At 74.8% G+C, this 26,318-nt stretch carries 25 protein-coding genes and 1 pseudogene; 12 read left to right on the plus strand and 14 right to left on the minus strand.

Translation table 11 applies throughout. The features are described 5' to 3' along the window. Positions 1-80: 80 nt before the first annotated feature. Both Saso_RS29490 and Saso_RS29495 read right to left on the minus strand, forming a co-directional pair. Positions 81-845 carry a class I SAM-dependent methyltransferase gene (locus tag Saso_RS29490; protein ID WP_189926027.1) on the minus strand — a complete coding sequence of 255 codons (765 nt, stop codon included), beginning with the start codon at positions 843-845 and terminating at the stop codon, positions 81-83. A 140-nt stretch (positions 846-985) separates the two neighbouring features. Then, entirely contained in the window at positions 986-1,291 is a 306-nt protein-coding gene (locus Saso_RS29495; RefSeq protein ID WP_189925852.1) for a 4a-hydroxytetrahydrobiopterin dehydratase, read from the minus strand. 262 nt (positions 1,292-1,553) lie between these two features. On the opposite strand from Saso_RS29495, the gene Saso_RS29500 reads away from it, so the two are divergent. The 5 genes from Saso_RS29500 (at position 1,554) to Saso_RS29520 (ending at position 6,612) form a co-directional block, all read left to right on the plus strand. Beyond that, positions 1,554-2,396 carry a helix-turn-helix domain-containing protein gene (locus Saso_RS29500; RefSeq protein ID WP_189925850.1) on the plus strand — a complete coding sequence of 281 codons (843 nt, stop codon included), beginning with the start codon at positions 1,554-1,556 and terminating at the stop codon, positions 2,394-2,396. A 109-nt stretch (positions 2,397-2,505) separates the two neighbouring features. Continuing rightward, the gene (locus Saso_RS29505; RefSeq protein ID WP_189925848.1) at positions 2,506-3,369 is read left to right on the plus strand and encodes a helix-turn-helix domain-containing protein; all 864 of its coding nucleotides are present in this window, start codon (positions 2,506-2,508) and stop codon (positions 3,367-3,369) included. A gap of 59 nt (positions 3,370-3,428) precedes the next feature. After that, complete coding sequence (locus Saso_RS29510) at positions 3,429-4,256, plus strand: SAM-dependent methyltransferase (protein WP_189925846.1); 828 nt, start codon at positions 3,429-3,431, stop codon at positions 4,254-4,256. 176 nt (positions 4,257-4,432) lie between these two features. Continuing rightward, the gene (locus tag Saso_RS29515) at positions 4,433-6,208 is read left to right on the plus strand and encodes a right-handed parallel beta-helix repeat-containing protein (protein WP_189925844.1); all 1,776 of its coding nucleotides are present in this window, start codon (positions 4,433-4,435) and stop codon (positions 6,206-6,208) included. Next, entirely contained in the window at positions 6,205-6,612 is a 408-nt protein-coding gene (locus Saso_RS29520; RefSeq protein WP_189925842.1) for a hypothetical protein, read from the plus strand. The genes Saso_RS29515 and Saso_RS29520 overlap by 4 nt, the downstream gene beginning before the upstream one ends. A gap of 95 nt (positions 6,613-6,707) precedes the next feature. Here Saso_RS29520 and Saso_RS29525 read toward each other — a convergent pair whose 3' ends face one another. From Saso_RS29525 to Saso_RS29545, 5 genes are all read right to left on the minus strand, one after another. Continuing rightward, complete coding sequence (locus Saso_RS29525) at positions 6,708-7,133, minus strand: OsmC family peroxiredoxin (RefSeq protein ID WP_189925840.1); 426 nt, start codon at positions 7,131-7,133, stop codon at positions 6,708-6,710. 89 nt (positions 7,134-7,222) lie between these two features. Continuing rightward, the gene (locus Saso_RS29530; RefSeq protein ID WP_189925838.1) at positions 7,223-9,019 is read right to left on the minus strand and encodes a vWA domain-containing protein; all 1,797 of its coding nucleotides are present in this window, start codon (positions 9,017-9,019) and stop codon (positions 7,223-7,225) included. After that, positions 9,016-10,077 (minus strand): ATP-binding protein, encoded by a 1,062-nt coding sequence (locus Saso_RS29535; RefSeq protein WP_189925836.1) that lies wholly within the window; start codon positions 10,075-10,077, stop codon positions 9,016-9,018. Before Saso_RS29535 ends, Saso_RS29530 begins: the two co-directional genes overlap by 4 nt. 111 nt (positions 10,078-10,188) lie before the next feature. Then, positions 10,189-12,279 carry a phage holin family protein gene (locus Saso_RS29540; protein WP_189925834.1) on the minus strand — a complete coding sequence of 697 codons (2,091 nt, stop codon included), beginning with the start codon at positions 12,277-12,279 and terminating at the stop codon, positions 10,189-10,191. Between the two features lie 83 nt (positions 12,280-12,362). Further along, on the minus strand, positions 12,363-12,773 hold the full coding sequence (locus Saso_RS29545) for a hypothetical protein (RefSeq protein WP_189925832.1): 411 nt from the start codon (positions 12,771-12,773) through the stop codon (positions 12,363-12,365). An 84-nt stretch (positions 12,774-12,857) separates the two neighbouring features. On the opposite strand from Saso_RS29545, the gene Saso_RS29550 reads away from it, so the two are divergent. Both Saso_RS29550 and Saso_RS29555 read left to right on the plus strand, forming a co-directional pair. Then, positions 12,858-13,631 carry an MBL fold metallo-hydrolase gene (locus Saso_RS29550; protein WP_189925830.1) on the plus strand — a complete coding sequence of 258 codons (774 nt, stop codon included), beginning with the start codon at positions 12,858-12,860 and terminating at the stop codon, positions 13,629-13,631. Then, a complete protein-coding gene (locus tag Saso_RS29555) occupies positions 13,628-14,257 on the plus strand; it encodes a DedA family protein (RefSeq protein ID WP_189925828.1) in 630 nt (209 codons plus the stop codon). The genes Saso_RS29550 and Saso_RS29555 overlap by 4 nt, the downstream gene beginning before the upstream one ends. Here Saso_RS29555 and Saso_RS29560 read toward each other — a convergent pair. The 4 genes from Saso_RS29560 to Saso_RS29575 form a co-directional block, all read right to left on the minus strand. Beyond that, on the minus strand, positions 14,235-15,311 hold the full coding sequence (locus Saso_RS29560; RefSeq protein ID WP_189925826.1) for an MBL fold metallo-hydrolase: 1,077 nt from the start codon (positions 15,309-15,311) through the stop codon (positions 14,235-14,237). The two genes, Saso_RS29555 and Saso_RS29560, sit on opposite strands and share 23 nt — an antisense overlap. Continuing rightward, positions 15,308-16,558 (minus strand): aminotransferase class I/II-fold pyridoxal phosphate-dependent enzyme, encoded by a 1,251-nt coding sequence (locus tag Saso_RS29565; protein WP_189925824.1) that lies wholly within the window; start codon positions 16,556-16,558, stop codon positions 15,308-15,310. The genes Saso_RS29560 and Saso_RS29565 overlap by 4 nt, the downstream gene beginning before the upstream one ends. 462 nt (positions 16,559-17,020) lie before the next feature. Next, the gene (locus Saso_RS29570) at positions 17,021-17,767 is read right to left on the minus strand and encodes a hypothetical protein (protein WP_189925822.1); all 747 of its coding nucleotides are present in this window, start codon (positions 17,765-17,767) and stop codon (positions 17,021-17,023) included. Positions 17,768-17,945: 178 nt separating this feature from the next. After that, complete coding sequence (locus Saso_RS29575; RefSeq protein WP_189925821.1) at positions 17,946-18,740, minus strand: RNA polymerase sigma factor SigF; 795 nt, start codon at positions 18,738-18,740, stop codon at positions 17,946-17,948. 253 nt (positions 18,741-18,993) lie between these two features. Here Saso_RS29575 and Saso_RS29580 point away from each other — a divergent pair, with 253 nt between their 5' ends. From Saso_RS29580 to Saso_RS29590, 3 genes are all read left to right on the plus strand, one after another. Continuing rightward, on the plus strand, positions 18,994-20,817 hold the full coding sequence (locus Saso_RS29580; protein ID WP_189925819.1) for a thiamine pyrophosphate-binding protein: 1,824 nt from the start codon (positions 18,994-18,996) through the stop codon (positions 20,815-20,817). Between the two features lie 69 nt (positions 20,818-20,886). Then, positions 20,887-21,267, plus strand: a complete 381-nt coding sequence (locus tag Saso_RS29585; RefSeq protein ID WP_189925817.1) for a DUF2795 domain-containing protein — start codon at positions 20,887-20,889, stop codon at positions 21,265-21,267. A gap of 74 nt (positions 21,268-21,341) precedes the next feature. Beyond that, positions 21,342-21,884, plus strand: a complete 543-nt coding sequence (locus tag Saso_RS29590; protein ID WP_189925816.1) for a type 1 glutamine amidotransferase domain-containing protein — start codon at positions 21,342-21,344, stop codon at positions 21,882-21,884. A 224-nt stretch (positions 21,885-22,108) separates the two neighbouring features. On the opposite strand, the pseudogene Saso_RS29595 reads toward Saso_RS29590, so the two are convergent. The 3 genes and pseudogenes from Saso_RS29595 to Saso_RS29605 all read right to left on the minus strand — a co-directional run. Continuing rightward, a pseudogene (locus Saso_RS29595) lies at positions 22,109-22,345 on the minus strand (DUF6158 family protein); the annotation flags it as partial. Positions 22,346-22,522: 177 nt separating this feature from the next. Then, positions 22,523-24,142: an ABC-F family ATP-binding cassette domain-containing protein gene (locus tag Saso_RS29600; protein WP_189925815.1), complete on the minus strand. Its 1,620-nt coding sequence runs from the start codon at positions 24,140-24,142 to the stop codon at positions 22,523-22,525. Positions 24,143-24,208: 66 nt separating this feature from the next. Next, positions 24,209-24,868: a histidine phosphatase family protein gene (locus tag Saso_RS29605; protein ID WP_189925814.1), complete on the minus strand. Its 660-nt coding sequence runs from the start codon at positions 24,866-24,868 to the stop codon at positions 24,209-24,211. Positions 24,869-25,218: 350 nt separating this feature from the next. Here Saso_RS29605 and Saso_RS29610 point away from each other — a divergent pair, with 350 nt between their 5' ends. Together Saso_RS29610 and Saso_RS29615 are read left to right on the plus strand one after the other, a co-directional pair. Next, positions 25,219-26,040 (plus strand): methyltransferase domain-containing protein, encoded by an 822-nt coding sequence (locus Saso_RS29610; RefSeq protein ID WP_189925813.1) that lies wholly within the window; start codon positions 25,219-25,221, stop codon positions 26,038-26,040. Between the two features lie 92 nt (positions 26,041-26,132). Then, positions 26,133-26,303, plus strand: coding sequence for a hydrophobic protein (locus tag Saso_RS29615; RefSeq protein WP_189925812.1), 171 nt, complete (start codon positions 26,133-26,135; stop codon positions 26,301-26,303). Positions 26,304-26,318: the final 15 nt, after the last annotated feature.

A 26,318-nucleotide genomic window follows, 5' to 3' on the forward strand; every position in this document is an offset into this window, starting at 1 on the left:
GCCCGGCGAGTGGGGCTCTTCGACCCGGAGTCCGGCCGGTGGTCGCCGCACAGACCGACCGGCCGACGGGGTCATGGACCTCAGCCGTCCGTGAGCGGTCCCGGAGCCGGTTTCCGGAACGCCCTCAGGGTGAACGCCGGGTCCGGGCGGGGCCGGTCCTGGTCGGGCAGGGCCGCGAGGCGGGCGGCGAACTCGTCGGCCAGCGGGTCGCCCGGCGGCAGGGTGACGAACCAGCCGCGCCGCAGGTCCGTGATGGCCCGGCGCGGACTGCGGCCCTGGCCCCGCCCGTCGAAACCGGCCTCCCCGGCGGGCACCAGGCCCGCCGCACGGGCGTAGGACTCCACCAGCGCCGGGGTGTCGGAGGCCGGCCGGTGCGGGCGCCCGGCCAGTACGACATCGATGTCGCTGCCCACATTGTGGGAGGCGCCCTTGTCGACCGTGGTGACGTAGACACCGCCCGGCCGCAGCACCCGGGCGCACTCGGCGACGATCCGCCGCGCGTCCGCGGGGTCGTCCACGAGGTGCAGCAGCCACACGCTGCTGACGGCGTCGAAGCGCCCCGGCCGGAAGGGGAGCCGGCGGCCGTCGGCGAGGACGACCGCGCCGGGCAGCCGCGCGGCGGCGTGCCGGGCCATGGCGGGCGACCGGTCCAGGCCGGTCACCCGCAGCCCGGGGCGGCCGGCCGCGAGGCGCCGGGTGACGATGCCCGTGCCGCAGGCCACGTCCAGCACCGAGCGCGTACCGCCCGGCAGCAGACCGAGCACGGCCTCCGCGGCCGCCGCCGCCCTCGGCTCGCCGCCGCGCCACGCGTCGTACCGTTCGGCTTCCTCGTCGTAGTCGAGCACCTGCGCCCCCGTTCCGTCACCGCCCTGTCCGAGCCGTACCCGCCGGCCGCGTGCCCGCACCCTCCGTGCCGTCCCTCTCCACCGCCGCGCCGGGAGGGACCCGCCGCGCACGGCCCCGTCCGCGCGTCCCGCCCCGCGGATCAGCGCGCCCCGTGTGCGGGGGCCACGGCCTCCACCCGGCGGGCCAGCTCCACGTCGAGACCGGTGACGGCGTCGCCCGCGCTGTGGGTGTTCACCGCGAGGGACACCGTGTCGTAGCCGAGGGTGAGCTCGCTGTGGTGATCGAGCTCGTCCTGGATCCGCGCCACGTGGACGACCAGGGACACCGCGGCGAAGTGGGAGCCGAGCCGGTAGGCGCGGGTGAGGCGGCCGTCGTCCAGGGACCAGCCGGGCAGCTCGGACAGCCGCTCCTCGATCTCCTTCTGCGACAGCGGTTCGACGGCCATGGCAGGGCTCCCTTCCTGATCGCGTACCTGTCCAGCGTGCCACAGGAAGCCCGTCGCGGCCCTGGGCGCACCCGGCCCGCGCGCGGGACGGTCCCGGAGCGGTGCGACCGCCCGGCCGCTCTCCGTACGGACGCGGCGGCGGTCGCGGCGGCGGTCATGGCGGCGGTCGCGGACACCCCGGTGGACCGGCCGGGCGGGGGCGCCGGCACGGACCCGGCCGGCCGCGCCCTCTTCGTCGCGCTCCTCAACTACGGTCGTCCGTATGACCTTTGTCGCCATCGGTACGGAACCCGCCTCCGCCGCCCCCCGGGGCGCGGGCCCGCTGCTTCGGGCCTGGCGCGAGCGGCGTCGGATGAGCCAGTTGGACCTCGCCCTGCGCGCCGACTCCTCGGCCCGGCACATCAGCTTCGTCGAGACGGGCCGGTCGCGGCCCAGCGAGGAGATGGTGCTGCGACTGGCCGAGCACCTCGACGTGCCCGTGCGCGAGCGCAACGCACTCCTCCTGGCGGCCGGTCACGCCCCCCGGTACCCGCAGACCCCGCTGGACGATCCGGCGCTGGACGCGCTGCGCGACGGCCTGGAGCGGCTGCTGCGGGGTTACGAGCCGTACCCGGCACTGGTGATGGACGCGCGCTACGACGTCGTGGCGGCCAACCGGGGCATCGCGATGCTGCTGGACGGCGTCCCCGGGTCGCTGCTCGAACCCCCGCTCAACGCGATGCGCCTCACCCTCCACCCGCGGGGCCTCGCACCGCGCATCCACAACCTGCGCGAGTGGCGCGGTCACCTCCTCGCGCAGATGGAGCGGCAGATCGCCCTCTACCGCTCGGCGCCCCTGCGGGAGCTGTACGAGGAGGTCGCCGCCTACCCCGTGCCGCAGGACCGGCCGGGGACGGGGGACGACCCGGCGGACGGGGCGGCCGACCCCGTGCCGTACTTCGCGCTGCCGATGCGGATCGAGCACGAGGGGCGCGTCCTGTCCTTCATCTCGTCGGTGTCGACCTTCAACACCCCGATGGACGTGACCGTCGCGGAGCTGGCCATCGAGACGTTCCTCCCCGCGGACCCCGCCACGGTCAAGTACCTCCGGACGCTGGCCGGCTGACGGTCACTCATGCGGAGAACCGGATGAACGTACGACTCCGTTCCGGTGGCAACGGGGCGGGAACGTGACACACTGGCCCGCGTGCCTCGACGCGTAGGGGAGACGTGGGGTGAGTGAGCGACGGCCCGCACCCACGGTGGGCCAGGTGGTACTGGGCAGACGGCTCCAGGAGCTGCGGGAGGCCGCCGGCCTCGGCCGCGAGGAGGCAGCCCGCGCACTGCGGGTGGCCCCGGCGACCGTGCGGCGCATGGAGACGGCCGACGTCGGGCTGAAAGTCCCCTACGTACAGGTGCTGCTGGAGACCTACGGCGTCTCCGACGAGGAGGCCGAGGCGTTCGTCTCGCTCACCGAGGAGGCGAACCGGCCCGGCTGGTGGCAGCGCTACCACGACGTGCTGCCGGAGTGGTTCAGCCTCTACGTGAGCCTGGAGGGCGCGGCCCGGCTGATCCGCTCGTACGAACCGCACTTCGTGCCCGGCCTGCTCCAGACGGAAGGCTACGCGCGCGCCGTGCTGGAGGCCGGGACCGTCGGGCAGACCACGCCGGAGTCCATCGAGCGGCACGTGTCGCTGCGCCTCGCCCGGCAGCGGCTGCTGGAGAGCGAGGACCCGCCCCACCTGTGGGTGGTGATGGACGAGACGGTACTGCGCCGCCCGGTGAGCGCGGACCCCGCCGTGATGGCCGGACAGCTCGACCGGCTGATGGAGCTCGCCGAGCGCGACCGGATCACCCTCCAGGTCTCCGAGTTCGCGACCGGCCCCCATCCGGGGACGTCCGCGCCGTTCTCGCTGTTCCGTTTCGCCGAGCCCGAGCTGCCCGACATGGTCGTCACGGAGTACCTGACCGGCGCGCTCTACCTCGACGACCGCAAGGAGGTCTCCGCCCATCTGGAGGTCCTCGACCACATGACGACGCACGCCGCGTCCGCGCAGCAGACCAGGAAGATCCTGCGGGACGCCCGCGAGAACCTCTGAGCACCCCGCCGCACCGCCTCGCCCGCACTCCCGCCCGACGCCCCGAGGAGCAGACCCGCATGACCGGATCCGAGCCCGAGCAGGCATCCGCGATCTCCCGCATCGACACCAGCAGGCCGCACCCGGCCCGGGTCTACGACTGGTGGCTGGGCGGCAAGGACAACTACCCCGTGGACGAGGAACTGGCCCGCAGGATCCTGGCCGTGGACGGCACGGTGCTGCGCGGGGCGCGGGCCAACCGCCGGTTCATGCAGCGGGCGGTCCGCGCCGCCGCCGAGGCCGGGATACGCCAGTTCCTGGACATCGGCACCGGCATCCCCACCGAGCCCAACCTGCACCAGGTGGCGCAGGGCGTGGCGCCGGAGGCCAAGGTCGTCTACGCGGACAACGACCCGATCGTGCTGCGGCACGCGGAAGCCCTGCTGCACGGCTCGGCGGAGGGCTCCACCGTCTACGTGCATGCCGACGTGCGCGACATCGACACCCTGCTGCACCGGGCCGCGGACACCCTGGACCTCGCGCGGCCCGTCGCGCTGTCGCTGGTGGCCCTCACCCACTACCTGGGCGACGACCCGGCGGGCGACGACGTGTACGGACTGCTCGGCAAGTACGTCGCCGCGCTCGCGCCGGGCAGCTGGCTGATCCTCTCCCAGGTCACCCCCGACCTGAACCCGGAGTCCATCGAGAAGGCCGCCGAGAACTTCCGGCGCAGCGGCACGCCGTTCCACCCGCGTCCGCTGGCCGCGTTCGCCCGCTTCTTCGAGGGCCTGGAGATCCTCGGGCCCGGGGTGATCCCGGTCTCCGGCTGGCGGCCGGAACCGCAGGACGTGGCGGTACAGGCCGAGGGCATCGTGCCCGTCTACGCGGGAGTCGCCCGCAAGCCGTGAACGGCCGCCGCGCCCGCCCACGGGCTCCCGGGGGCATCGGCCCACGGGCGCCCCGGCACGTCGGGAGGTCCCGTGAAGGCCCCGCTCACCGGCCCGGCACGGCGGTGGCGCTCCGGTAGCATCGGTGACCTTGAGTGGACGGAACCTCACGGACGGGCACTGCGGGGGAAGCGCGCATGGTCAGGAAGTACGTGGTCGCGCCGCACGGGGGTCGCGGCGCCCACCCCGGCATCGGGTCCGCGCTGCGCGCCGCGAGCGCCCGGGGCCGGGCCGCCCGGGTGGAGATCGCTCCCGGTCACTACGAGGAGGCCCTGGCCGTCCGGGGCGACATCGAGCTGATCGCGCTCGGCGACCCCGGGTCCGTGACGGTGAGCCGGCCCCGGGGCACCGTGCTCGACGTCTCGGGCGGATCGGTCGTGGTCCGGGGGCTCGTCCTGATCGGCCGGGACGCGGACGCCGGTGTCGTCGACTGCCACGACGGCGCCGCCCTCACGCTCGCCCAGGTCGCCGTCCGGGCCCACGACGGGGTCTGCACGCACGCCAGGCCGGGCACGTCCCTGACGCTGACGGACAGTGAGCTCCGTTACGGACGCGCCGTGTTCGCGGGCTGCGCCGGACACGTCGAGCGGTGCCGGTTCACCGACGCCGCCGACAACGCGGTCGCGGTCATCGAGAGCGCCCGGGTGACGGTCCTGGACAGCCGGATCGACGGCGCCCGGATCCACGGCGTGCGCGTCAGCGACGCCCGGGCCCACGTCGTGCGGTGCCATGTCACCGGCACCGGGAAGGCCGCCGTGATGGCGGACACCCGGGCCGAACTGACCGTCGAGGACTGCACGGTGGACTCCGTCCACATGGCGGGACTCGCCTTCGTCGAGCAGTCCAGGGGCCTCGTGCGCGCCACGCGCGTCACCGACGCCGAGAACGGCATCCTGGTGGCGAGCGGCGCCGACCCCTCGGTGCACGGCGGCGTCTTCGCCGACTGCCGGGACACCGGCATCCACGTCCAGGACTCGGGCCGCGGCACGTTCGAGGACTGCGAGATCCTGCGCGCGGGAAATGTCGCGGTGCTGTCGACCCGGGGCGGCGCCCCGCGGGTGGACGGCTGCCGGGTCCGCGGCGGCAACGTCGGCGTGGCCGTCACCGAGAAGGCCAGGGGAACCTTCACCCGCGTCGACATGCGCGATCTGACCGGCGTGGCGCTGCGGGTCTGGGACGAGAGCAAGGCCGCCTTCGCGCAGGTCCATCTCGAGAACTGCCCGTTCGGTCTGGAGACGCGCGGCAACGGCGGGACGACGGCCGAGCTCACCGACGCGAGGATCCTCGACTTCGACATGGCCGCCGTGGCCGCCGTGGGCCAGTCCCGGGTGACGCTCGGCGGGGTCCGCGCGCAGCGCGGGCTGCTGGGGTTCGGCGCCGGCGAGGAGGCGCAGCTGCACGTGCGCGACAGCGCGGTCTCGGCCGTGAGCACCGGCGGGGCCCTGGCGTTCGGCACCGCCCGGCTCGTGGCGCGCGGTCTGGAGGTCACCGGCGCGGAGTCGTACGGTCTGTGCGCGACGGGCTCCGCGTACCTGGACGTGGCCGACAGCCGGTTCCACGACTGCGCGGCCACCGGCCTGCGTTTCGACGAGACGTGCGGCGGGCGGCTGGCGGACTGCGCGGTGACCGGGACGACGGCGGTGGCCGTGCAGCACAACGGCCGAGTGAAGCTGGTCTCGCTCAGCACGTCGCTGCCGGTCGAGGAGATCACCGAGCCGGCCGCGCCACCGACGGTCGTCAACCACTATCACGGGCCCGTCTTCGTGGAGGCGGTCCACAACGCCCAGTTGGCGTGGAACAACACCAACGTCGTCCAGCAGCGCGGCGATCATACCGGTCCGCAGGGTCGGGGGACGCCGGACGGCGGGGACGGCCGGAACGGTTCGAGCGATCAGGACGGAGCCGGGCGATGAACGACCCGCGGCAGGTGCACCATCACGACGGACCGGTGTTCAACGGGGGTGTGAGCAACTCCCAGTTCGCCTGGAACAACGAGACGGCGACCCAGAACCAGCAGCTCAACACCGCGGTCGCCCCGGGGCACGAGGCGCTCGCGACGCTGGTGGGCGACCTGCTGCGGCAGCTGCCGCGAGCCGGTCTCGGCGACCGCGAGCGCGAGGAGGCGCGGAGCGCGGCCGAGGAGGTCCTCGCGGAGATCACCGGCCCGGAGTCTCCCGAACCGGGCAGGCTGCGCCGCTCGGTGACCATGCTCAAGGGCGCCCTGGCACCCGTGGCGACCGGCCTCGCGGCCGGGACGGCGGTGGGGGCGCAGGAGTGGGCCCAGTCGGCGATCCGGGCACTGACCGGACTCGTCTGAACGCACGGCGGGGCGCGCAGGCCGGGTACGTGCGGATACGGGCGTACCCGTTGCCGCGTACCGGCCTGCGCGCCCCGGATCGCGGCGCGGCGGACTCAGGCGAGCTTGGCCGACAGCGTGATGGTCGTCCCCGTGAGCGCCTGGCTGACCGGGCAGTTCTTCTTGGCGTCCTCGGCGGCCGCGGCGAACGCGTCGGCGTCGAGGCCCGGGACCGTGCCCTCCACCGTCAGGTGGATGCCGGTGATGCCCTCGCCCGGCTGGAAGGTGACGTCGGCCGAGGTGACCAGCTTGGTGGGCGGGGTGCCGGCACCGGCCAGGCCGTGCGACAGCGCCATGGAGAAGCAGCTGGAGTGGGCGGCCGCGATCAGCTCCTCCGGGCTGGTCTTGCCGTTCGCCTGCTCGGCGCGCGACGGCCACGACACCGGCTGCTGGCCGATGCCGGAGGAGTCGAAGGTCACGACCCCGTTGCCCTCGAGCAGGTTGCCTTCCCAGACCGTGTGTGCGGAGCGCGTGGTAGCCACGGTTCGTCCTTTCCCATGAGGTTCTGCTTGCGGTGGTGCGCGGGTGCCCGCCGGACGGGAACCCGTGCCCCATCCGATCACACTCCGCGTCACTGCACCCGGAACACGGGCCCCCGCGCGGTGAACGGCAGTCGACGGCCCTGCGGGACGAGGTAGGCGTGCTCGCGCTTCACCCGCAGCACGTCGCACCAGCCGTCGGTGATGACCAGGACCGGCGCGCCCGGCGGGAAGTCGTCGGCGCGCTGCAACAGGTCGATCCCCGGTTGCAGGACCGTGCCCCCGCGGCCGTGCACACGGACGCGGCCCGCGATCTCGGTCACCGGCAGATAGCCGGCGTCGTGGGCGGCCGCGTCGCAGAACACCACCCGGGCGGCAGGGACGTCATGGGCCTCGGCGTAGGAGGCGATGGCGCCGAGCGCCTTGCCGAGCAGGGTGCGGTCCATGGAGCCGGAGGTGTCCAGGACGACGCCGAAGGTGCAGCGTGCGACCTCCTCGGGCGGGAAGTACCGGCCCGCCCGCGGGATGTCGGGGGTGGAGGCCTGCCGCCGCGCCGGCCGGGCGTACGTGCGCAGCGGCTCGGGGCGCGGCACGAACTCCTCGAACCAGCGCGCCAGTCGGGCGTCCCAGGGCAGCGGCGGGTGGCTGAGCGCGCGGATCTCCTCGACCAGTCCGCCGGGCAGGAAGCCCCGTTCCTGCCGCTGGTGCAGGTCGAGGCCCTGGGCGAGGCCGCGGCGGTAGAAGCCGTCGAGGTCCACGTGGTCGCGGGGCGGGCCGAGCGGGGCGCCGAGGATGTCGCCGAGCCCCTTGCCGCGCAGGGTGGCCAGCCGCCGCATCCGGCGCAGGTCCACGGTGATCCGGTCGTAGACCTCCTCGGCGGACAGGCCCGCGAGTTCCGCGTCGTACAGCAGCCCCTCGGGCATGGTGCCGACCTGCATCTCGCGCAGCCAGCCGTTGACGACGTAGTCGCAGGCGACGTTGAAGAGGTAGGGGTCGCGGGGTCCGCAGCGGTCGCCGTGGCGCAGGGCGGCGTGCAGCATCTCGTGCGCGAGGACGAACCGCCACTCCTCGTCCGTGTGGCGGCGCAGCGGGTTGACGTAGATCTCGCCCGCCTCCGCGTCGACGGCGGCGATCGAGATGCCGTGCGCGCGGGCGAGTTCGGCGTCGGCGACGAGGGTGATGCCGGCCGCGATGCCGCCCAGCAGCGGATAGGAGGAGACGAACCAGCTCAGCGCGCGTTCCCAGGGGCGCAGGGGCGTCAGCTCGCCGTCCAGGGACGCACGGCGGCCGCCCGCCATGTCCATCGCGGCGGAGACGGTCCGGGTCAGGGCGGTGGCGAAGGCCAGCGGACGGTCCGGCATCGGATGTCCGGTGCGGGGCCACCGCACGAGCACCTGGTCGGGGTCCGTCCCCGCGGTGCCGCAGTGCTCGTGGGCGGCCGGGAGTCCGGTGCGCCGCCAGCGGCCGGCGAGCTGCTCCTCCTCGCCGCCGGGGTAGGACGGGGGCAGTTCGTCAGGGGGGCTGCCGACGGGGAAGGCCAGCAGGAAGCGGTTGACGACCGTGCAGCGTGCGGCGAGGTCGTAGCGGTCGGGCTGGGCGCGCTCGTGCGGGGAGGGCGGGAGGTGACCGAAGCCGAGGTGGAGCGCGGCGTGGGCGAGGGCCCAGGCCCAGCGGGCGGGGTCGGCGATCCGGGTGGGGTGGGCGTGCAGGGTGCCGTTGGAGTCGGCGCGGACGAGTCCGTCGCGGGGCGCCATGGCGCACTCCTCGCGGCGGCAGGTGTCGAAGTCGACGGCGGCCAGCGCCGGGTTGCCGCGCAGCACCGCCAGCCCGGACTCGAACGCCTCGGCCGCGAGGTCCCGCTTCTTCTTGTCGCGGTCCTCGCGTCTCACCGGCGCGCCTCCACCAGGCGGGGCATGTCCCGCGCCGCCTCGACCAGGAACCAGGCGGGCAGCACGGGGTTGCCGTCGGCGTCGGAGGCGATGACGGTCTGGGCGACCTCGACGGATATCTCGGCGAGCTGCACGAGCAGCGACTTGGCGCGGTACGCGGTCTGCCGGCCCTTGGCCGACATGTGCTCGCGGACGGCGGGGAGTTCCTTGACGAGCCGGCCGCGGAAGGAGTCGGCGAGGTAGTAGAGCAGGTCGCGGTCCTCGACGCGGCGGGGCCAGGAGGCCTCGCCCTTGAGGACGGCCTCGATGCCGTAGCGGCTGCGCACGATCTTGACGTAGCCGCCGAAGGCCGTGGCGTGCGCGGGCGTCAGCGTGCCGTGCGTGAGCACCGCGAGGGTGTCCTCGTCGAGGTCGGGGCCGAAGGAGTGCAGGGCGTCGGAGAGCATGTGCCACGAACGCGGGGTGGAGAACGGCTCCTCGGTCTTGGGCGGCTTGGACCACAGGTGGTCGGGCCGGTCGGTGAGGTGGTCGAGGATCCAGGGGTGGATGCCGTTGCCCGCGGCCCACTTCAGCCAGTCCTTCGCGGAGGCCTCGAGGTGGACGTGGGTGAGGCGGTTGACGAGCGCGGAGGCGATGGGCCGGGCGAGCGCGTTGTCGGTGGCGCGGTTTCCGGCGCCGATGACGATGGAGCCCGGGGGCAGCTCGTAGTCGCCGATCCGCCGGTCCAGGATGAGGGAGTAGAACGCCTTCTGGACGTCGGGGGTGGCCGCGTTGAGCTCGTCGAGGAACAGGCAGTACGGCTCGTCGCGGGCGATGGCCTGCGGCGGGCAGAACACCGACCGGCCGTCCCGGATCTGCGGCACGCCGATCAGGTCCTCGGGGGCGAGCTGCGTCCCCAGCAGGCTCACGCACTCCAGTCCCAGGGACTCGGCGAACTCCCGGACCAGGGAGGACTTCCCGATGCCGGGGGCGCCCCAGAGGAACACCGGCCGCACGGTGGCGAGTCCGAGGAGCAGGTCGGGGACGCGGGAGGGCGTGACGGTGACGGCAGCCTGCAACAAGGGCTCCTGGAGGAGGAATCGGGGAGGGAGGCGCACACGCGCGGGATCCGGTCGGACGGACCGGTACGGACAGTGTGGGCCCGCGGCTCCTCGGACGCAGCCGGTTTTTCAGGCGGCGCGTTCCTCCGGCGCCGTCTCCAGCGGCACCTGGGGTCCGTCGGACTCGCGCAGCCAGCGGCGCAGGACGCGGTGGACGTGCTCCGCGCCGGACAGCTCCTCGTCGTCCCCGACGGGCGCGGACAGCGCGAGCGGCGAGAGCAGGAACGGTCTCGCCTGGGCGCCGCCGAGGCCGCCGTGCGAGCCGATCTGCTCCTCGAAGGCGAGGACCTCGCCGTCGGCGGGGTCGTGGAAGGAGTTGACCATGATGTCGGCGGTGTGCGGGAAGGAGTGGGTGCGGCGTACCGCGTCGGCGGCCCCCGGCCCGAACGCGGCCAGCGGGCCGGGCGTCCGGTCGAGTTCGGCCAGCGGGATCTGCGCGCCGAACGCGCCGAGCACGACACCGCCGTGCTCCTCGCTGCGCACCAGGAGGAAGCCGATTCCGGGGTGGTTGGCCAGTGTCGTCAGCAGGCCGGGGTGGCGGGCGTCGATCTCCTCCTTGCTCATCCGGTGCGGCACGTCGGGGAAGGAGACCAGGCCGAGGTTGCCCGAGGCCAGCACGAGCGGCTCCGGGCGCCGGGCGGCCGGGAGGTGTCGTCCGCCGCCCTCCTCGACGGGCCGGCGCAGCGCGGCGCGGACGGCGGCCCGGGCCTCGGCGCCGCTGTGGGTGCGTTCGGCCCGGCGCGGCACGGGCAGCCCGCAGCCGGCCCGCACCAGGTCACCCAGGGTGAGGCCGTAACGGGAGCGGAAGGTCTCGCCCGGGCTCTGGCCGTGGTCGGACAGGACGACGATCCGGTACGGGCGGGGGGCGTGCTCGGCGACGTTCTCCAGCAACGCCAGGGCCCGGTCGAGGCGGCCGAGGACCTGCTCGGTGTCCCGGCCGAGGGGCCCGGAGTGGTGCGCGACCTCGTCGTACGCCACCAGGTCGGCGTAGACCGCGGTGCGCCCGGCCAGCATGTCGCCCGTCACGGCGGCCACGACGACGTCGCGTTCGACGACGGTCGCGAAGGCGCGTACGAAGGGGTAGAGGCCGCCGCGCCCGACGCGCGGGCGTTCCTTGCGCAGCCGGGCCCGGGTGGACTGCGCGATCTCGCGGACGACCTCGGCGACGAACGACAGTGCGGTGCGCACGGCGTTGGCCGGGTCGGAGAAGTAGGCGAAGTAGCCGGCCCTGGAGCGGGTCTGCGGGCTGCGTCGGCGCGTGGCGATGGACAGCACCAGGGCCTGTTCGTCCGCGCCGCCGCCGAAGAGGTTGCCGCGGCTGGCGCCGTCGGCGCCGAGCAGCCCGCCGTCCCCGGTGTGTTCGACCGCCCGGCGCTGGAGCTCCGCGGCGCTGGTGGGACGGTTGCAGACCATCACCTCCCCGGTGTCCTTCTCGTACCAGCGGAAGGCCGGCACGTCGTGGTTGCTGCCGTGCAGGATGCCGAGCTGGCTGGCGCCGGTCTGGCTGGACCAGTCGGTGCGCCACGAGGTGAGCCGGTGGCTGGGCCCGGGGCGGCCGTCCGCCGCGGGGGCCCGGCCGAGCCACTTCGCGACGGTGGGCATCAGTCCCTTGCCCACCGCCGCCGTGAGGACGTCGTGGCCGACGCCGTCGAGCTGGAGGAAGACGGTGCCGTGGGTCGCGGGGCAGGCGGGGTCGCTTCTTCGCCGGCGGTCGGCGAGCCGGTACAGACGGCGGCGGTAGGCCTCGTCGTCGCGTACGGCCAGGGCGCCGCCCGTCGCGGAGGCCACGGCGGACATCACCGCGGCGACGATGACGGCGGTCTCGGGGGCCGCCTCGCTCTGCCCGGAGGGGTTCAGCCGCAGCGCGAGCAGCAGCAGCGAGCCGTTGAGGAAGAAGACCAGCAGGCCGAGGACGAGCGCGGGGACGAGCAGGAGCAGCCGCACCAGCAGCGGCCAGACCACGGCCGACAGGACACCGAAGACCCCGGCTGCGACGGCGGCGGTCATGGCGATGGTGGTGGCGCTGTCCCCGTCGGCGGACTGGAGCCGGAAGTCGGGCAGGATCCCCGCGAGCACCAGCATCGTCAGGGTGGAGACCGCCCAGACGGCGACGCTCCGTCCGACCTGACTGGCGGCCCGCCGCCACCGCACCGCACGCACGCCCCGTACCTCACGTTCCGGCCCCGACGCCCGCGGCGACCGCCCTCCACCTTGTCATACCGGGCCGACGGGCACCCCCGGGACTACCGCCCGTCGTAGCCGGCCGTCGGCATCGACAGCCGCCGGTGGACCCGGGCCTTCATCTGCGCGTCGTAGGCGGGCTCGGCGCTGCCGACGGTCTCCACCCGCACACCGCGCCGCGCGCACTCCGCCGTGAACTCCTCCACCGACGACAGCGCGCTCTCCAGCACCCGGTGGCTGGGGGCGACGAACAGGTCGGCGCCGGCCCGGACGCCGTCCCACAGCACGCAGTGGTCGGGGCGCAGTCCGCGCACCAGCAGCTCCCGGCCGACCACGTAGCCGCGCTCCGCGGCCCAGCGCGCGCACATCGCGTGCTGGCTGCGGGAATCGACCAGGAAGGGATCGGCGTCCAGTTCCTCGAGCGGCGTCAGACTCGCGATCGCCGTGACCCGCACGACCCGCACCGGTCCCATGGCGTCCCCCTCACCTCCGGGTTTCGCCGCCGACCCTACTCCTGCCCGTAGGCTTCGGGGGAGTCGCGCGAAGGAGGCAAAGAGGTGGCGGTGGAGATCACGTGGTGGGGGCACGCCACCTGCACGGTCGAGGATTCGGACGTACGGGTGCTCACCGATCCTCTGTTCGCCCGCCGCCTCGCCCATCTGCGGCGCCGCCGCGGCGCGCTGCCCCCGCCCGGCGCCTGGCAGGCGGACGTGGCGCTCGTCTCGCACCTGCACGCCGACCATCTGCATCTGCCCTCGCTGGCGCGCCTTGCGCCGGGCACGCGCCTGCTGGTGCCCCGGGGCGCACCGCGCGCCGTCCCCGGGCTGCGGCGCCTGCGGCATCTGCGGATCAGCGAGATGGCGCCGGGCGACGAGACCACCGTCGGCGCGGTGCGCGTGCGGGCCGTTCCCGCGCACCACGACGGAAGGCGGCTGCCGGTCGGACGGCACCACTCCCCCGCGCTGGGGTACGTCGTCGAGGGCCTGGCCAGGACGTACTTCGCCGGGGACACCGGCCTGTTCGACGACATGGCCGAGGAGGTCGGGCCGGTCGACGTCGCGTTGCTGCCGGTGGGCGGCTGGGGCCCGTATCTCGGCGAGGGGCACCTGGACGCGGGACGCGCGGCCGAGGCGCTGGCCCGGCTGGCGCCGCACAGCGCGGTACCGGTGCACTACGGCACGTACTGGCCGATCGGGATGGACGCCGTGCGCCCCCATGAATTCCATGCTCCCGGCGAGGAGTTCGTGCGGTTCGCGGCGCAGCGGGCGCCGCGCGTGTCGGTGTACCGGCTCGCGCACGGGGAGAGCGTGCGCCCGGAGGTCTCCCGGTGAAGTGGTGGCTCGCCACGGCCGTGACCGTCGTGCCGACGCAGTCCACGCAGCAGGCCCTCGGTTACCCGTCGCTGTTCCTGCTGGTGCTGATCGGGGCGCTGGTGCCGGTGATCCCGACGGGGGCGCTGGTGAGTTCGGCGGCCGTGGTCGCCGTCCATCAGACGGTGCCGTTCGCGCTGGCGGCGGTCTTCGTGACGGCGTCGCTCGCGGCGTTCTGCGGGGACGCGGCGCTGTACTGGCTGGGGCGGCGCGGGATGCGGTCGGACCACGGCTCGCGCTGGCTGGAGGCCATCCGCTCGCGGGCCCCGCAGGAGCGGCTGGAGCAGGCGCAGGGCAAGCTGGCCGACCACGGCACGGCCGTGCTGGTGCTGTCCCGGCTGGTCCCGGCGGGCCGCATACCGGTGATGCTGGCCTGTCTGATGGCGGAGTGGCCGCTGCGCCGCTTCGCGCGGGGGAACCTTCCGGCGTGTCTGGCCTGGGCGCTGACCTACCAGCTGATCGGGATACTCGGCGGCTCGCTCTTCCCCGAGCCCTGGGAGGGCGTGCTCGCCGCGATCGTGCTGACCGTGCTGGTCGGGGCGGCCCCGGGCCTGTGGCGCCGGTTCAGGGGGACACGGGCCGCGTGACCGCGTCGCGCTCGAGCACGCGAGCGCCCCCGACCGGCAGGTCCCACAGGTCGTCCCGGTCGAGTCCCGCCTTCCGCCAGGCGGCACGCACGCGCGTGAGGGGCTCCAGAACGGGCTCGGCGGACAGCACGAACGTGCCCCAGTGCATCGGGGCCATGCGGCGGGCCCCGAGATCGAGATGGGCGCGGACCGCCTCCTCCGGATCGCAGTGGACGTCCCTGAGCCACCAGCGGGGGTCGTAGGCGCCGATGGGCAGCAGGGCCAGGTCGATGCCCGGGTGGCGCCGGCCGATGCGCGAGAACCAGTGGCCGTAGCCCGTGTCCCCGGCGAAGTACACGCTGCGCCCGTCGGGCGCGGTGAGCACCCAGCCGCCCCAGAGCGAGTGGCAGGTGTCGGTCAGGGTCCGCTTGGACCAGTGGTGCGAGGGCACGAAGTCGAAGCGCACACCGGACAGTTCGGCCGCCTCCCACCAGTCCAGCTCGGTGACCCGGGTGAACCGGCGCCGCAGGAACCAGCGTCCGAGCCCGGCCGGCACGAACACCGGTGTGTCGCGCGGGAGTCGGCGCAGGGTCGGGGCGTCCAGATGGTCGTAGTGGTTGTGGCTGACGACGACCGCGTCGACGCGCGGCAGCGCCTCCCAGGCGATCCCGACGGGGGTGATCCGCGCCGGGGTGCCCAGGATCCGGCGGGACCAGACGGGGTCGGTCAGGACGGTGAGACCGCCGATGCGGATCACCCAGCTGGCGTGTCCCGCCCAGGAGACGGCGATCGTGCGGGCGTCGGCGTGCGGCAGCGGCGCGGGCGCGTACGGCAGTCGCGCGATGTCGGCGAGGCCCTCCTTGCCGGGGCGGACGGAGCCCTCGCGGGCGAAGCGGGCGAGGGTCTTGAGGCCGGGCAGGGGCGAGGTCAGCCGGTCGTGGAACGACCGCGGCCACACCCGCGGCTCCCCGTGCCGGCGCGGCTCGGCGAGCGGGGGCGGGGAGGGCACGAGCGGGGACGAGGCACCCCCGGGGGGCACCGTGCCGGCGGTGGTCGACTCGGACCGCTGCGTCATCGAGGGGGCTCCCGTCGCCGGGCGTCGTCACGGAGATCGTCGAAGAACGACCTCACGAGTGCCAACGCGCGTTGCACGTGCGGCAGTTCCAACGGCGCGGGAGCCGTGAGGCATTCCGCGCGCTGCGCGTCCGTCCCGTCCAGCAGCACCCCGGTGGACAGCCGGACCCGCAGGGCCGCGAGGTCGTCCCCGAAGCGGTGACCGCCCGGCGCGGGCATCCCGAGCCGGGCGCCGAGGTGGTCCTCCAGGTCCTGGGCGTCGTCGACGCCGCGCGCGGCGAGCGCGGCGCGCAGCGGTTCGAGATCGACGTACAGGTGACGGCCGGCCCGGGGCGGGAGCGCGAGGCCGCCCGCGGCGACCACGACACCGTGCAGGGCGTCGGCCACGCACGCGTGCAGGCGTACGGCGGCGGCCACCCGCGCGGTGACCGGGCCGGGCTCGGTCAGGGCGTACGCGGCCGCGGCGGCGACCGGCGCGGCCACCCGCGCGCCGAGCGCGGTCAGCACGTCGAGCACGCGCGCGTGCAGGTCGTCGCCGTCGGCCGTGGCGGGAAACCGCGCGACGGCCGCGGGCCAGCCGGCGGGCAGCAGCGCGCCGGCGAGGTCGCCGACGACGGTGACCCGCTCGGGCAGCATCTCGGCGGGGCCGACCAGCACGGTCTCGTGCGGGGCGTGCAGAGTGTCGCGCCAGGTCTCGTCGCTGACCAGGTGCAGGCCCTCGCCCGCGGCGGCCTCCACCGCCTCGTGCAGCACCTCGGGCGGTGCGACGGTGGCGGTGGGGTCGTCGGCGACGGACAGCACCAGCAGGCGCGGGTCCCCGCCCTCGGCCCGCACCCGGCGCACCGTCTCCAGCAGGGCGTACGGGTCGGGGACACCGCCGCACTCGGCGGGGGTCGGTACGTGGAAGACCGGTCGTCCCAGCAGGCGCGCGTACGGCGCCCACCAGGCCGCGCAGGGACGGGGCACGAGGACGTCGCCGCCGATGGCCGCGGTCAGCGCGAGCAGCAGCGCGGGGGCGCCCGGTCCGGCGACGGCCCGGCCCGCTCCCGCGGGGACGCCGCGCCGCTCCCAGTAGCCGCGGGCGGCGTCGAGGAGGGCGGTGCCCCCGCCGACCGGCTCGCCGTCGGGGCGGCGGCCGGCGGCCTCGGTGAGCACCCGGACGAGTTCCGGCAGCACCGGCAGTCCGTCGGAGGGCGGCGACGGGCCGTAGCGGACGGGCCCGTGGTCCTCGGCTTCCGTCCGCCGCATGTGCTCCTCCGCCCGGTCCGCCTCGGTTGCGCCCGCTCCCGGCCGGGTGCGGTGCCTGTTCCCCGCCGGAGACCGTCCTTCGCCCGGTTCCCGGCGCCTCGTCGTCCGGACGCGGTGCGCATCCGCCCCGGGCGACGCGTGACTGCGTCTGCCGTGCCGCACCCCGCGCCGTACGGCCCGCACGCGGCCACCGGGCCGCCCCGCCCGACCCGGTGGGCCGACCCGGTCCGCGTGGCCCGTGCGCCCGACGGCCCGTACGAGGCCCGAGGGGCGTGTCCCTCGCGTGGGACCGGACGCTCGTACGAGGCGGATCGTGCCCCGGGGAGACGAGTACCCCGTGGGACCTCGCCCCATGGCCGCCTTCCTCACGCACCCGGCCCCCACGAGCCGCCCGGCCCCCGGCAGGTCCCTCCCCCGGAGGCCCCGTGCCGGGCGGGGGTGGTGTGGGGGACGGTGTGGGGGTCACGCGTCGGTCGTCGGGGCACGTCGGCGCAGTCGGTGTACGGCGGCGCCGAGCGCGCCGGCGATCAGCAGGCCGCCGGCGGCGAGCGCGGGGACGGAGTCCGTGAAGGCGCCGCCCTGACCGGCCTGGACGCCGTGCTCGACGGGGGCGGGGGCGCAGCCGGGGTCACGGGACGCGCCGGCACGGGGCCGCACCTCGGCCGGGGGGCACGGCGGGGCGGTGCGGCAGTTCTCGGCGCGTCCCGGGTCGGCGCCCGGGGACGGCGGGCACGGACGGCCGGTGGCACAGGCCGCGGCGGACGCCGAGGCACACGGCTGCGGCCGGACGCGCGAGACGTCCAGCGTGGCGCTCCACGGGCTGCCCTGCCCGCCGGGCGCCGCCGGGCAGGTGCCGTCGACCGTCCAGGCGGCGTCGGGTCCGACCGCGTCCGGGCTCACCTCGAGATCGGCGGCGGGCGCGATCCGGGCGGTGCCCCGGTAGGCGGCGCCGGACTGCGCGTCGTCGCCGCCCGGCACCTTGGCGAGTTTGACGGTGCCCTCGGCGAAGGCCTGCGAGCTGGCGTCGAGGCTCTCGGGCGCGGCGCCGCCGAGGGCACCGCAGGAGACGGACACGGTGACGCTGCCGCCCGGGGCCACGCTGCCCGGGCTGACCTCGGCCGCCGGGTCCGCGGACGCGGCCGGACCGGCGGCGGTCAGGAGGGCACCGGCCGCGGCGAGGGCGGAGAGGAAGTGGACGGTGCCACGCATGGGACGGGTTCCTTCGGCCGACGACTGCGGATCGGGGCGGTGCGCCGCCCCACAGCCATCAGAGCCCGGGGTCCGTCCGGACGCGCGCGGCCGGAGGCCATTGGCGGGACACGGGCCCCCGACCGGGTGACCGGCGACCCGGCCTCGCGGACCCCGCCCCGGCGCCGGAACGGCCCTGCTACGCCGTGTCCTGCATCACCTGGTCCCGCAGCCGGGTGCAGCAGCGGCTGATGAGCCGGGACACGTGCATCTGCGAGATGCCCAGCTGTTCGGCGATCCGGCTCTGCGTCATGTCGCCGAAGAAGCGCATGTACAGGATCGTCCGCTCCCGTTCGGGCAGCGCGGCGATCCGCAGCCGGACGGCTTCGCGGTCGACGACCGTGTCCAGCGCCGGGTCCGCCTCACCGAGCGCGTCGCCCGGCGAGTAGCCGTCCTCGCTGCCCGGCAGCTCCGCGTCGAGGGACAGCGCGGTGAAGCTCTCCAGCGCCTCCAGCCCGGTGCGGACGTCGTCCTCGCTCAGCTGCGCCCGTTCGGCGATCTCGCCGACGGTGGGCCGCCGACCGGAGACGCTCCCGGCCAGCTCCTGGCCGGCGGAACGGACCCGGTTGCGCAGTTCCTGCACGCGGCGCGGCACGTGCAGGGCCCACATGTGGTCGCGGAAGTGCCGCTTGATCTCCCCGGTGACGGTGGGGACGGCGTAGCTCTCGAAGGCGTTCCCGAGCCGGGGGTCGTAGCGGTCGACGGCCTTGACCAGGCCGAGGGCGGCGACCTGGCGCAGGTCGTCGAGGGACTCGCCGCGGTTGCGGAAGCGCCCGGCGAGGCGGTCGGCCATCGGCAGCCAGGCCTCGACGACCCGGCTGCGCAGCGCGTCGCGCCGGGGCCCCGGGGGCAGGGCCACCAGCCTGCGGAAGGCGTCGGCGGTGTCGGGGGCGTCGTCGTGCGCACGGCGGTGGGCGTTCGCTCGGTTCGGCATGGGGTTGGGACAACTCCCTGGGCTGGGCTCGGGATCGGCCGGTCCCCGGGGAGGCGCCACAGCGGCCCGGACGGGCCTGCGGGGCTCGCGACACGCGGCCTCCCACGGGCGTGCCTCCGGTCCGAAGCACTGTGGCTGCGCCTGCCCCGGGCCCCGGCCGCCAAACACCCGCCGGGTTTTCCGGCGCTCGGGGCGGTCACTTGTCACAGGGACTCCACCGCACGCCCGTGTCCCCCGCACAGGAGGTCCCTCCATGAGCACCAAGGTTTCCGACCATGTCCTGCGCCGGCTGCGCGCGTGGGGTGTGGAGCAGGTCTTCGGGTGCCCCGGTGACGGTGTCGAGGGCCTGCTCGCCGCGTGGGGCCGGGCTGCGGACGGGCCCCGCTTCGTGCGGGCGCGGGACGAGGAGGCGGCCGCGTTCGAGGCGGTCGGCCACGCCGTGCTCGGCGGACGGCTCGGGGTGTGCGTGGCCGGCTCGGGGCCGGGCGCGGTCCGCCTCCTCGACGGCCTGTACGGGGCGGAACCCGACGGTGTGCCGGTCCTCGCGATCGTGGGCCGCCCGCCCCGGGATGCGACGCACCGTCAGGAAGCGGACCCGCATGCGCTGTTCGGGGACCGGTCCCCGGAGTTCGTGGAGACGGTCACAGCCCCGGAACAGCTGCCGGGCGTGCTGGACCGGGCGATCCGCGAGGCGTACGCCCGCCGCGCTCCGGCCGTGGTCGTGCTGCCCGGGGAGGTGCAGGAACGCGAAGGGGGCACCCCCGCGGACGAGTTCGCGGCGGTCCCGTCGGATCCCGGTCCGGACGGCCGGACGGCGGTACCGTCCGAGGAGTCGTTGCGGCGCGCCGCGGAGATCCTCGACTCCGGTGACAAGGTGGCGATCCTGGTCGGCCGGGGCGCCGCCGACGCGCGCTCCGAGGTCGAGCGGATCGCCGGGCTGCTCGGCGCGGGGATCGCGAAGGATCCGCTCGGCAAGGACGTGGTCGGTGACGAACTCCCTTACGTCACCGGGGTGATCGGCCCCCTCGGGACCCGTCCCTCGTACGAGCTGACGCGCGACTGCGACACCCTGCTGACGATCGGTTCGTCGTTCGCCGACCCGGAGTTCCTTCCGGATCCCGGCAAGGCGCGCGGCGTCCGGATCGGCGTCGACCCGCTCCCGGCCGGGACGCACGGCCCCCACGAGGTGGACCTCGTCGGCGACGCCGGGGAGACGCTGCGCCGGCTGATCCCGATGATCAGGGGCGAGGAACGCGGCCGGGAGTGGCCGGACACGGTCCGCGACAACGTACGGCACTGGCACGACGTGCTGGAGCGGCGGGCGCGGCTGTCGGCCGACCCGATCAACCCGGAGCACGTGGCCCGGGCGCTGGACCCGCTGCTGCCGCCCGACGTCCTCGTCGTCTCGGACCCGGGCCCGGTGGCGAGCTGGTACGCGCGCCACGTCACGATGCGCTCCGGCATGCGCGGTGCGCTCTGCGGTACGCCGGGGTCGGCGGGCGGCGCGGTGCCGTACGCGATCGGGGCGAAGTTCGCCCACCCGGACCGGCCGGTGATCGCGCTGGCCGGGAGCGCGTCGATGCGGCGCAACGGGCTCGCCGAACTGATCACGGCGGCGCGGTACCAGGACCGCTGGGCGGACCGGCGCCTGGTCGTCGCGGTGTGGAACGGCGGTGATCCGGAGGAGGCGACGGGCGAGACGCACGCGGGGGACGGCGCCCCGGCGTCCCCGCCGCCGCGGCAGCTGCCGGACGGGCGGTACGCGGAGTTCGCCCGTTCCCTGGGGCTGACCGGGGTGCGCGTGGAGGACCCGGACGCGGTGGAGGCGGCCTGGCGCACGGCGTGGGCGGCGGACGGCCCGGCGGTCGTCGAGTTCCTCACCGACCCGACGGTCCCACCGGTCCCGCCGCACGCCACGTGGGAGCAGGTGGAGGCGACGGCCGCGTCGGTGCTGAGGGGCGACGCGGGCGCGGTCGCCGAGCTCGGGCACGGCTTCCGGGCGAAGATCCAGGAGTTCCTGCCGGACCGGGAGCCGAACCGGGAGACGGACCCCGAGACGGACCGGGAGACGAAGTAGTCCGGTCCCGTGTCGGCGTCCTGTCCTCGGGTACGCGGTGGCCACCGCACACGATCTGGAGGGAAGGACATGCAGCGAGGCAGCGACCGGCTGAGCGTGCACCGGGACGACGAGATGAAGCACGAGTTGCAGGGCCTGCTGAGGTCCGGACACCCCACGCGGGTGGAGGAGTGGCACGACCCCGAGCCGTCCGCCGAGGACGACCCCGAGATCTGGGGCGGACCGGTGGTGCCGGGGAACCCGGGGGCGACGCTGGAGTCGGTGCGGCTGGAGCTCGCCCGGCTCCTCGGGCGCAGCTCCTTCCCCGCGGACACGACCGCGCTGGTGGCGGGGCTGCGCCGCAAGAACGCGCCGGACGCGCTCGTGGAGGCCGTACGGCGGCTCCCCGGCAAGGACCACTACGGGAACGTCCAGGAGCTGACCGAGGCACTGGTCGGCAGCGGCCGGTGACCGCGCGGCACACGGCGCGCAGCACCACAGCACACGCGTCGAGGACGAGCACACGGAAAGGACGTTGAACTCTCATGCGCATCGCGTTTCTGACGGCACCCGAAGGCGTCGAGCAGGTCGAGCTCACCGACCCCTGGCAGGCGGCGGTGGACGCGGGCCACGAGCCCGTCCTGGTGTCGACCGCGCCGGGCGAGGTCCAGGCGTTCAACCATCTCGACAAGGCGGACACGTTCCGGGTGGACGAGGTCGTCGGCGAGGCGTCCGCGGAGTCCTTCGGCGGGCTGGTCCTGCCGGGGGGTGTCGCGAACCCCGACTTCCTGCGCACCGACGACAAGGCCGTGGCCTTCGTGAGGGAATTCTTCGAGCGCGGCCGTCCGGTCGCGGCGATCTGCCACGCCCCGTGGACCCTGATCGAGGCGGACGTCGTCCGGGGCCGGGTACTGACCTCGTGGCCGAGCCTGGAGACGGATCTGCGCAACGCGGGCGCCACCTGGGTCGACGAGCAGGTGAAGATCTGCGACCACGGCTCGAACAAGCTCGTCACCAGCCGCAAGCCGGACGACCTGAAGGCCTTCTGCGAGACCTACCTGGACGTCTTCACGAAGGAGGCGGCCTGACCCGCGCCGCTCACGCCTGATCCGCGCCGGTCACGCCCCACCGCCGGGGCGGCCGGCCGCGGGCCGGTCCGGACGGCGTACTGATCACTCGGTACGGCTCGACGTACCGGTCGACGGCTCCGGTGGGCTCAGGCCCGGCCGGGGCCGTTCTGCGTTCCCGGGCCCCACTTGCCGACCGGCGTGCCCACGGGCCCGCCCTCCCCGGTCGACCGGATCCCGGCCCGGGCCGGTTCCGCGCCCACGGCCCGCTCCCGCGCGCCTTCCCGGGTGCGGCCCGGCGAGACGAAGCGGCGCGGGTTGCGGCGCAGGTACTCGCCCTCCAGCTGGGCCATGCGGTCGTTGTGGGCGCGCAGGGCGTCGTTCGATCCGTGCAGCAGGGTGTCGTGGCGCGTGCGGTGGATGGTCTCCAGCTCTTTCATGAGCTGCTGGTCGTCCAGCCTGTCCGGGTCGACTCCGGTCATGGTGTTGCCCCGCTCGTCGTGTTCGTCCGTACGGTCCGGGTACCCGTCCGGGGCGCGCTCGGCACTCGCCGCAGCGGTGCCCCGGCGGGAGCCGTGGAGGGCACGTTGCTGCATCCCACTGTACGAACATTCGGGCGTTCGGGCCTCCGCCCGGACGCCCCCTCCCGGCGCGCCCCGCTACCTGGCCCGCTCCACGCGCCGCTCGTCCCACACCGGCTCGGCCGTCTCGCGGACCCGGCCGTCGCTGCCGAAGACCAGGTAGCGGTCGAAGGAGCGGGCGAACCAGCGGTCGTGGGTGACGGCGAGCACCGTGCCCTCGAAGGCCTCCAGACCCTCCTGGAGGGCTTCGGCGGACTCCAGGTCGAGGTTGTCGGTCGGCTCGTCGAGAAGCAGGGCCGTGACGCCCTGGAGTTCGAGCAGCAGGATCTGGAAGCGGGCCTGCTGGCCGCCGGAGAGCCGGTCGAAGGACTGTTCCGCCTGCTGGGTCAGCTCGTAGCGGCGCAGCCGGGACATGGCGGCGCCGCGGTCCTGGGAGTGCTCGCTCCACAGGATGTCCAGGAGCTTGCGGCCCTGGAGCTCGGGGTGGGCGTGGGTCTGGGCGAAGTGCCCCGGCACCACCCGCGCGCCGAGCTTCCACTCCCCCGTGTGCGCGACGGTGTCACCGGCCAGCAGCCGCAGGAAGTGCGACTTGCCCGACCCGTTGGAGCCGAGGACGGCGACCCGCTCGCCGTAGAAGACCTCCAGGTCGAAGGGCTTCATCAGGCCGGTGAGCTCCAGGCCCTTGCAGGTGACCGCCCGTACGCCGGTGCGGCCGCCCTTCAGGCGCATCGTGATGTCCTGCTCGCGGGGCGGCTCCGGGGGCGGTCCGGCCTCCTCGAACTTGCGCAGCCGGGTCTGGGCGGCCTGGTAGCGCGAGGCCAGCTCGTGGCTGATGGAGGCGGCCTGACGAAGGCTCAGCACCAGCTTCTTCAGCTGGGCGTGCTTCTCGTCCCAGCGGCGGCGCAACTCCTCGAAACGGGCGAAGCGTTCCCGGCGGGCCTCGTGGTAGGTGGCGAATCCGCCGCCGTGCACCCAGGCGTCGGCACCGGCCGGCCCCGGCTCGACGGAGACGATCTTCTCGGCGGCGCGGGAGAGCAGTTCGCGGTCGTGCGAGACGAACAGGACCGTCTTGCGGGTCTCCTTCAGCCGCTCCTCCAGCCACCGCTTGCCGGGGACGTCGAGGTAGTTGTCCGGCTCGTCCAGCAGCAGCACCTCGTCGGTGCCGCGCAGCAGCGCCTCCAGGACGAGCCGCTTCTGCTCACCGCCCGAGAGGGTCCGCACCAGACGGAACTGGGCCTTGTCGTAGGGGACGCCGAGCGCGGCCGTGGTGCACATGTCCCACAGGGTCTCGGCCTCGTACCCGCGCACCTCGGCCCAGTCGGCGAGGGCCTGCGCGTACTGGAGCTGGGCGGCCTCGTCGTCGACGGTCATGATCTCGTGCTCGGCCTTGTCGACGGCCCGCGCGGCCTCCTGGATGCGGGGCGAGGCGACGGACACCAGCAGGTCCCGTACGGTCGTCTCGTCGCGGACGGAGCCCACGAACTGGCGCATCACGCCGAGGCCGCCGGACACGGTGACGGTGCCGCCGTGCGGCTTCAGCTCGCCCGAGATCAGCCGCAGCAGGGTCGTCTTGCCCGCGCCGTTGGGTCCGACCAGGGCGACCACGGCCCCTTCGCCCACCCGGAAGGACACGTCGCCGAGCAACGCCCTCCCGTCGGGGAGGTAGTACTCGAGGTGCGCGGCTTCCAGGTGTCCCATGAGGCGCATTCTGCGGGCCGCCCGCGGGATGCGGCAAACCGTTATGCGGACGTCGGTCGGCGGACGTCAGTCGGCGGGGTCCGTCAGCGGCCGGCCCGTCGGGCCGGCCTCACCCGCGGGCTCGACCGTGGCGCCCGCCCAGGACAGGGCCTTCCAGCCGTCGGCCGGTGAGCCCTCCAGGACGACGGTGCCGGTGTTGGCCAGCCGGTGGGCCGCGGCGAAGGGGACGTCCACGTTGTGGGCGCGGGCGGCCGCCCAGGTGCGGATCGCGGCGCCGTGGCTGACCATCGCGACGCTCTGCGCGCCGCTCGCCGCCGCCTCGGCGACGACCGCGTCGTAGCGTGCCAGGAACTCGGCGCCGTCCTCCCCTCCCGGCATGCGCAGACCGAGGTCGCCGGCCGCCCAGGCGAACACCGTGCGCATGTAGAGCTCGCCGTGCTCCGTGTCACCGGGCAGCATCTCCAGATCACCCGCGGTGATCTCCCGGATGCCGTCGCGGACCAGGACGTCGAGGCCGCGCGCGGCCGCCAGCGGGGCGGCGGTGAGCTGGGTGCGTATGAGCGTGGAGGCGTAGAGCGCCTCGATGTCCTCCTCGACGAGGGCCTGCGGCAGGACCGCGGCCTGCCGCACTCCCAGCTCCGTGAGGCCGGGCCCGGGGACGGCCGTGTCCAGCAGGTAGTCCACGTTCGCGGGTGTCTGGCCGTGTCGCACGAGCAGCAGTCGCATGCAGTGCCCCTCCGTCTCGATGGCCGCCCGCACGGGAAACGGCCACTTCAGAGTACCCGTAGCGAATGATCGCCCAAGGTCTCCTCACCGCCCGGCCGCCCGGCCGCCGGAGCCCGGGCCACCGTCTCCTCGCCCTCGACGGGCACCTGTTCCGGTTCGCCGCCGAGCGGCGCCGGGGGTGGGCACCGCCCTGGTGGTCCGGCACGCTCCCCGACCCCGGCGCAGGAGCGGGGCGCCCGCCGCTCCTGACGGCCTCTCAGTCCGCGATGCGATACAGACTGTCTCACCATCCGATCGGAGGCGTACGGTGTGACCACCGGGGATCCGGTACGTCGAGAAGGGGTGGAGCCATGCCGCACGCACAGGAGACGGCCGTCTACACGCACGGACACCACGAGTCGGTGCTGCGTTCGCACACCTGGCGGACCGCCGCCAACTCCGCCGCCTACCTGCTCGGTTCGCTGAAGCCGCACATGAAGATCCTGGACATCGGCTGCGGACCGGGCACCATCACCGCGGACCTGGCGGCCCTGGTCCCCGACGGGCACGTCACCGGGGTGGACCGGGCCCCGGAGATCCTGGAGCAGGCGCGGGCCACGGCGGCCGGGCGGGGTCTGGCCAACACCGACTTCGCGGTCGCCGACGTGCACGCCCTGCCGTACCCCGACGACACGTTCTGCGTCGTCCACGCCCACCAGGTGCTCCAGCACGTGGGGGACCCCGTGCAGGCACTGCGCGAGATGCTGCGGGTGACCCGGCCCGGCGGCCTCGTCGCGGCCCGCGACTCGGACTACGCGGCGATGACCTGGTACCCCGCCTCCCCCGGGATGGACGACTGGCTGGAGCTGTACCGCCGGGTGGCCCGGGCCAACGGCGGCGAGCCGGACGCCGGGCGGCGGCTGAAGGCGTGGGCGCAGGCGGCGGGCTGCACCGACATCACGGCCACCTCCGCGACCTGGACCTTCGGCACCGCCGAGGAGCGGGCCTGGTGGAGCGGGCTGTGGGCCGAGCGCACGGTGGCCTCGGCGTACGCGGAGCGCGCCACCCAGGGCGGGCACGCGTCGGCGGAGCAGCTGCGCGCCGTGTCGCAGGCCTGGCGGGAGTGGGGGCGCCGCGAGGACGGCTGGTTCGCCGTGCTGCACGGGGAGATCCTCTGCCGCAAAGCCGTCTGATCCCCGTGTCCGCGCGGCGCCCGCGGCCCGGTCCGTGGACGAACGGCGAATGATCGCGGGAATTCCGGTAACCCGCACAGCAGGAGGTCGACATGGTTCCCATCCTGCTGGTGCTGCTGCTGGTGCTGATTCTCTTCGGCGCCGGATTCGCGGTGAAGTTGCTCTGGTGGATCGCGCTCGCGGTTCTGGTCCTCTGGCTGATCGGATTCCTGGCCCGCGGCACGAATGCCTCGGGAGGCAGGGGACGCTGGTACCGGTGGTGATCTGAGACGACAGGT

This window comes from Streptomyces asoensis, assembly GCF_016860545.1.
Lineage (GTDB): Bacteria > Actinomycetota > Actinomycetes > Streptomycetales > Streptomycetaceae > Streptomyces > Streptomyces asoensis.

Bases quoted from the DNA above. Each gene is read 5' to 3' on its own strand.
- Saso_RS29515 (WP_189925844.1), top strand. From the start codon at position 4,433: ATGGTCAGGAAGTACGTGGTCGCGCCGCACGGGGGTCGCGGCGCCCAC.
- Saso_RS29495 (WP_189925852.1), bottom strand. From the start codon at position 1,291: ATGGCCGTCGAACCGCTGTCGCAGAAGGAGATCGAGGAGCGGCTGTCC.
- Saso_RS29580 (WP_189925819.1), top strand. From the start codon at position 18,994: ATGAGCACCAAGGTTTCCGACCATGTCCTGCGCCGGCTGCGCGCGTGG.
- Saso_RS29510 (WP_189925846.1), top strand. From the start codon at position 3,429: ATGACCGGATCCGAGCCCGAGCAGGCATCCGCGATCTCCCGCATCGAC.
- Saso_RS29600 (WP_189925815.1), bottom strand. From the start codon at position 24,142: ATGGGACACCTGGAAGCCGCGCACCTCGAGTACTACCTCCCCGACGGG.
- Saso_RS29560 (WP_189925826.1), bottom strand. From the start codon at position 15,311: ATGACGCAGCGGTCCGAGTCGACCACCGCCGGCACGGTGCCCCCCGGG.
- Saso_RS29500 (WP_189925850.1), top strand. From the start codon at position 1,554: ATGACCTTTGTCGCCATCGGTACGGAACCCGCCTCCGCCGCCCCCCGG.
- Saso_RS29610 (WP_189925813.1), top strand. From the start codon at position 25,219: ATGCCGCACGCACAGGAGACGGCCGTCTACACGCACGGACACCACGAG.
- Saso_RS29605 (WP_189925814.1), bottom strand. From the start codon at position 24,868: ATGCGACTGCTGCTCGTGCGACACGGCCAGACACCCGCGAACGTGGAC.
- Saso_RS29545 (WP_189925832.1), bottom strand. From the start codon at position 12,773: ATGGGACCGGTGCGGGTCGTGCGGGTCACGGCGATCGCGAGTCTGACG.
- Saso_RS29575 (WP_189925821.1), bottom strand. From the start codon at position 18,740: ATGCCGAACCGAGCGAACGCCCACCGCCGTGCGCACGACGACGCCCCC.
- Saso_RS29520 (WP_189925842.1), top strand. From the start codon at position 6,205: ATGAACGACCCGCGGCAGGTGCACCATCACGACGGACCGGTGTTCAAC.
- Saso_RS29570 (WP_189925822.1), bottom strand. From the start codon at position 17,767: ATGCGTGGCACCGTCCACTTCCTCTCCGCCCTCGCCGCGGCCGGTGCC.
- Saso_RS29565 (WP_189925824.1), bottom strand. From the start codon at position 16,558: ATGCGGCGGACGGAAGCCGAGGACCACGGGCCCGTCCGCTACGGCCCG.
- Saso_RS29590 (WP_189925816.1), top strand. From the start codon at position 21,342: ATGCGCATCGCGTTTCTGACGGCACCCGAAGGCGTCGAGCAGGTCGAG.
- Saso_RS29615 (WP_189925812.1), top strand. From the start codon at position 26,133: ATGGTTCCCATCCTGCTGGTGCTGCTGCTGGTGCTGATTCTCTTCGGC.
- Saso_RS29585 (WP_189925817.1), top strand. From the start codon at position 20,887: ATGCAGCGAGGCAGCGACCGGCTGAGCGTGCACCGGGACGACGAGATG.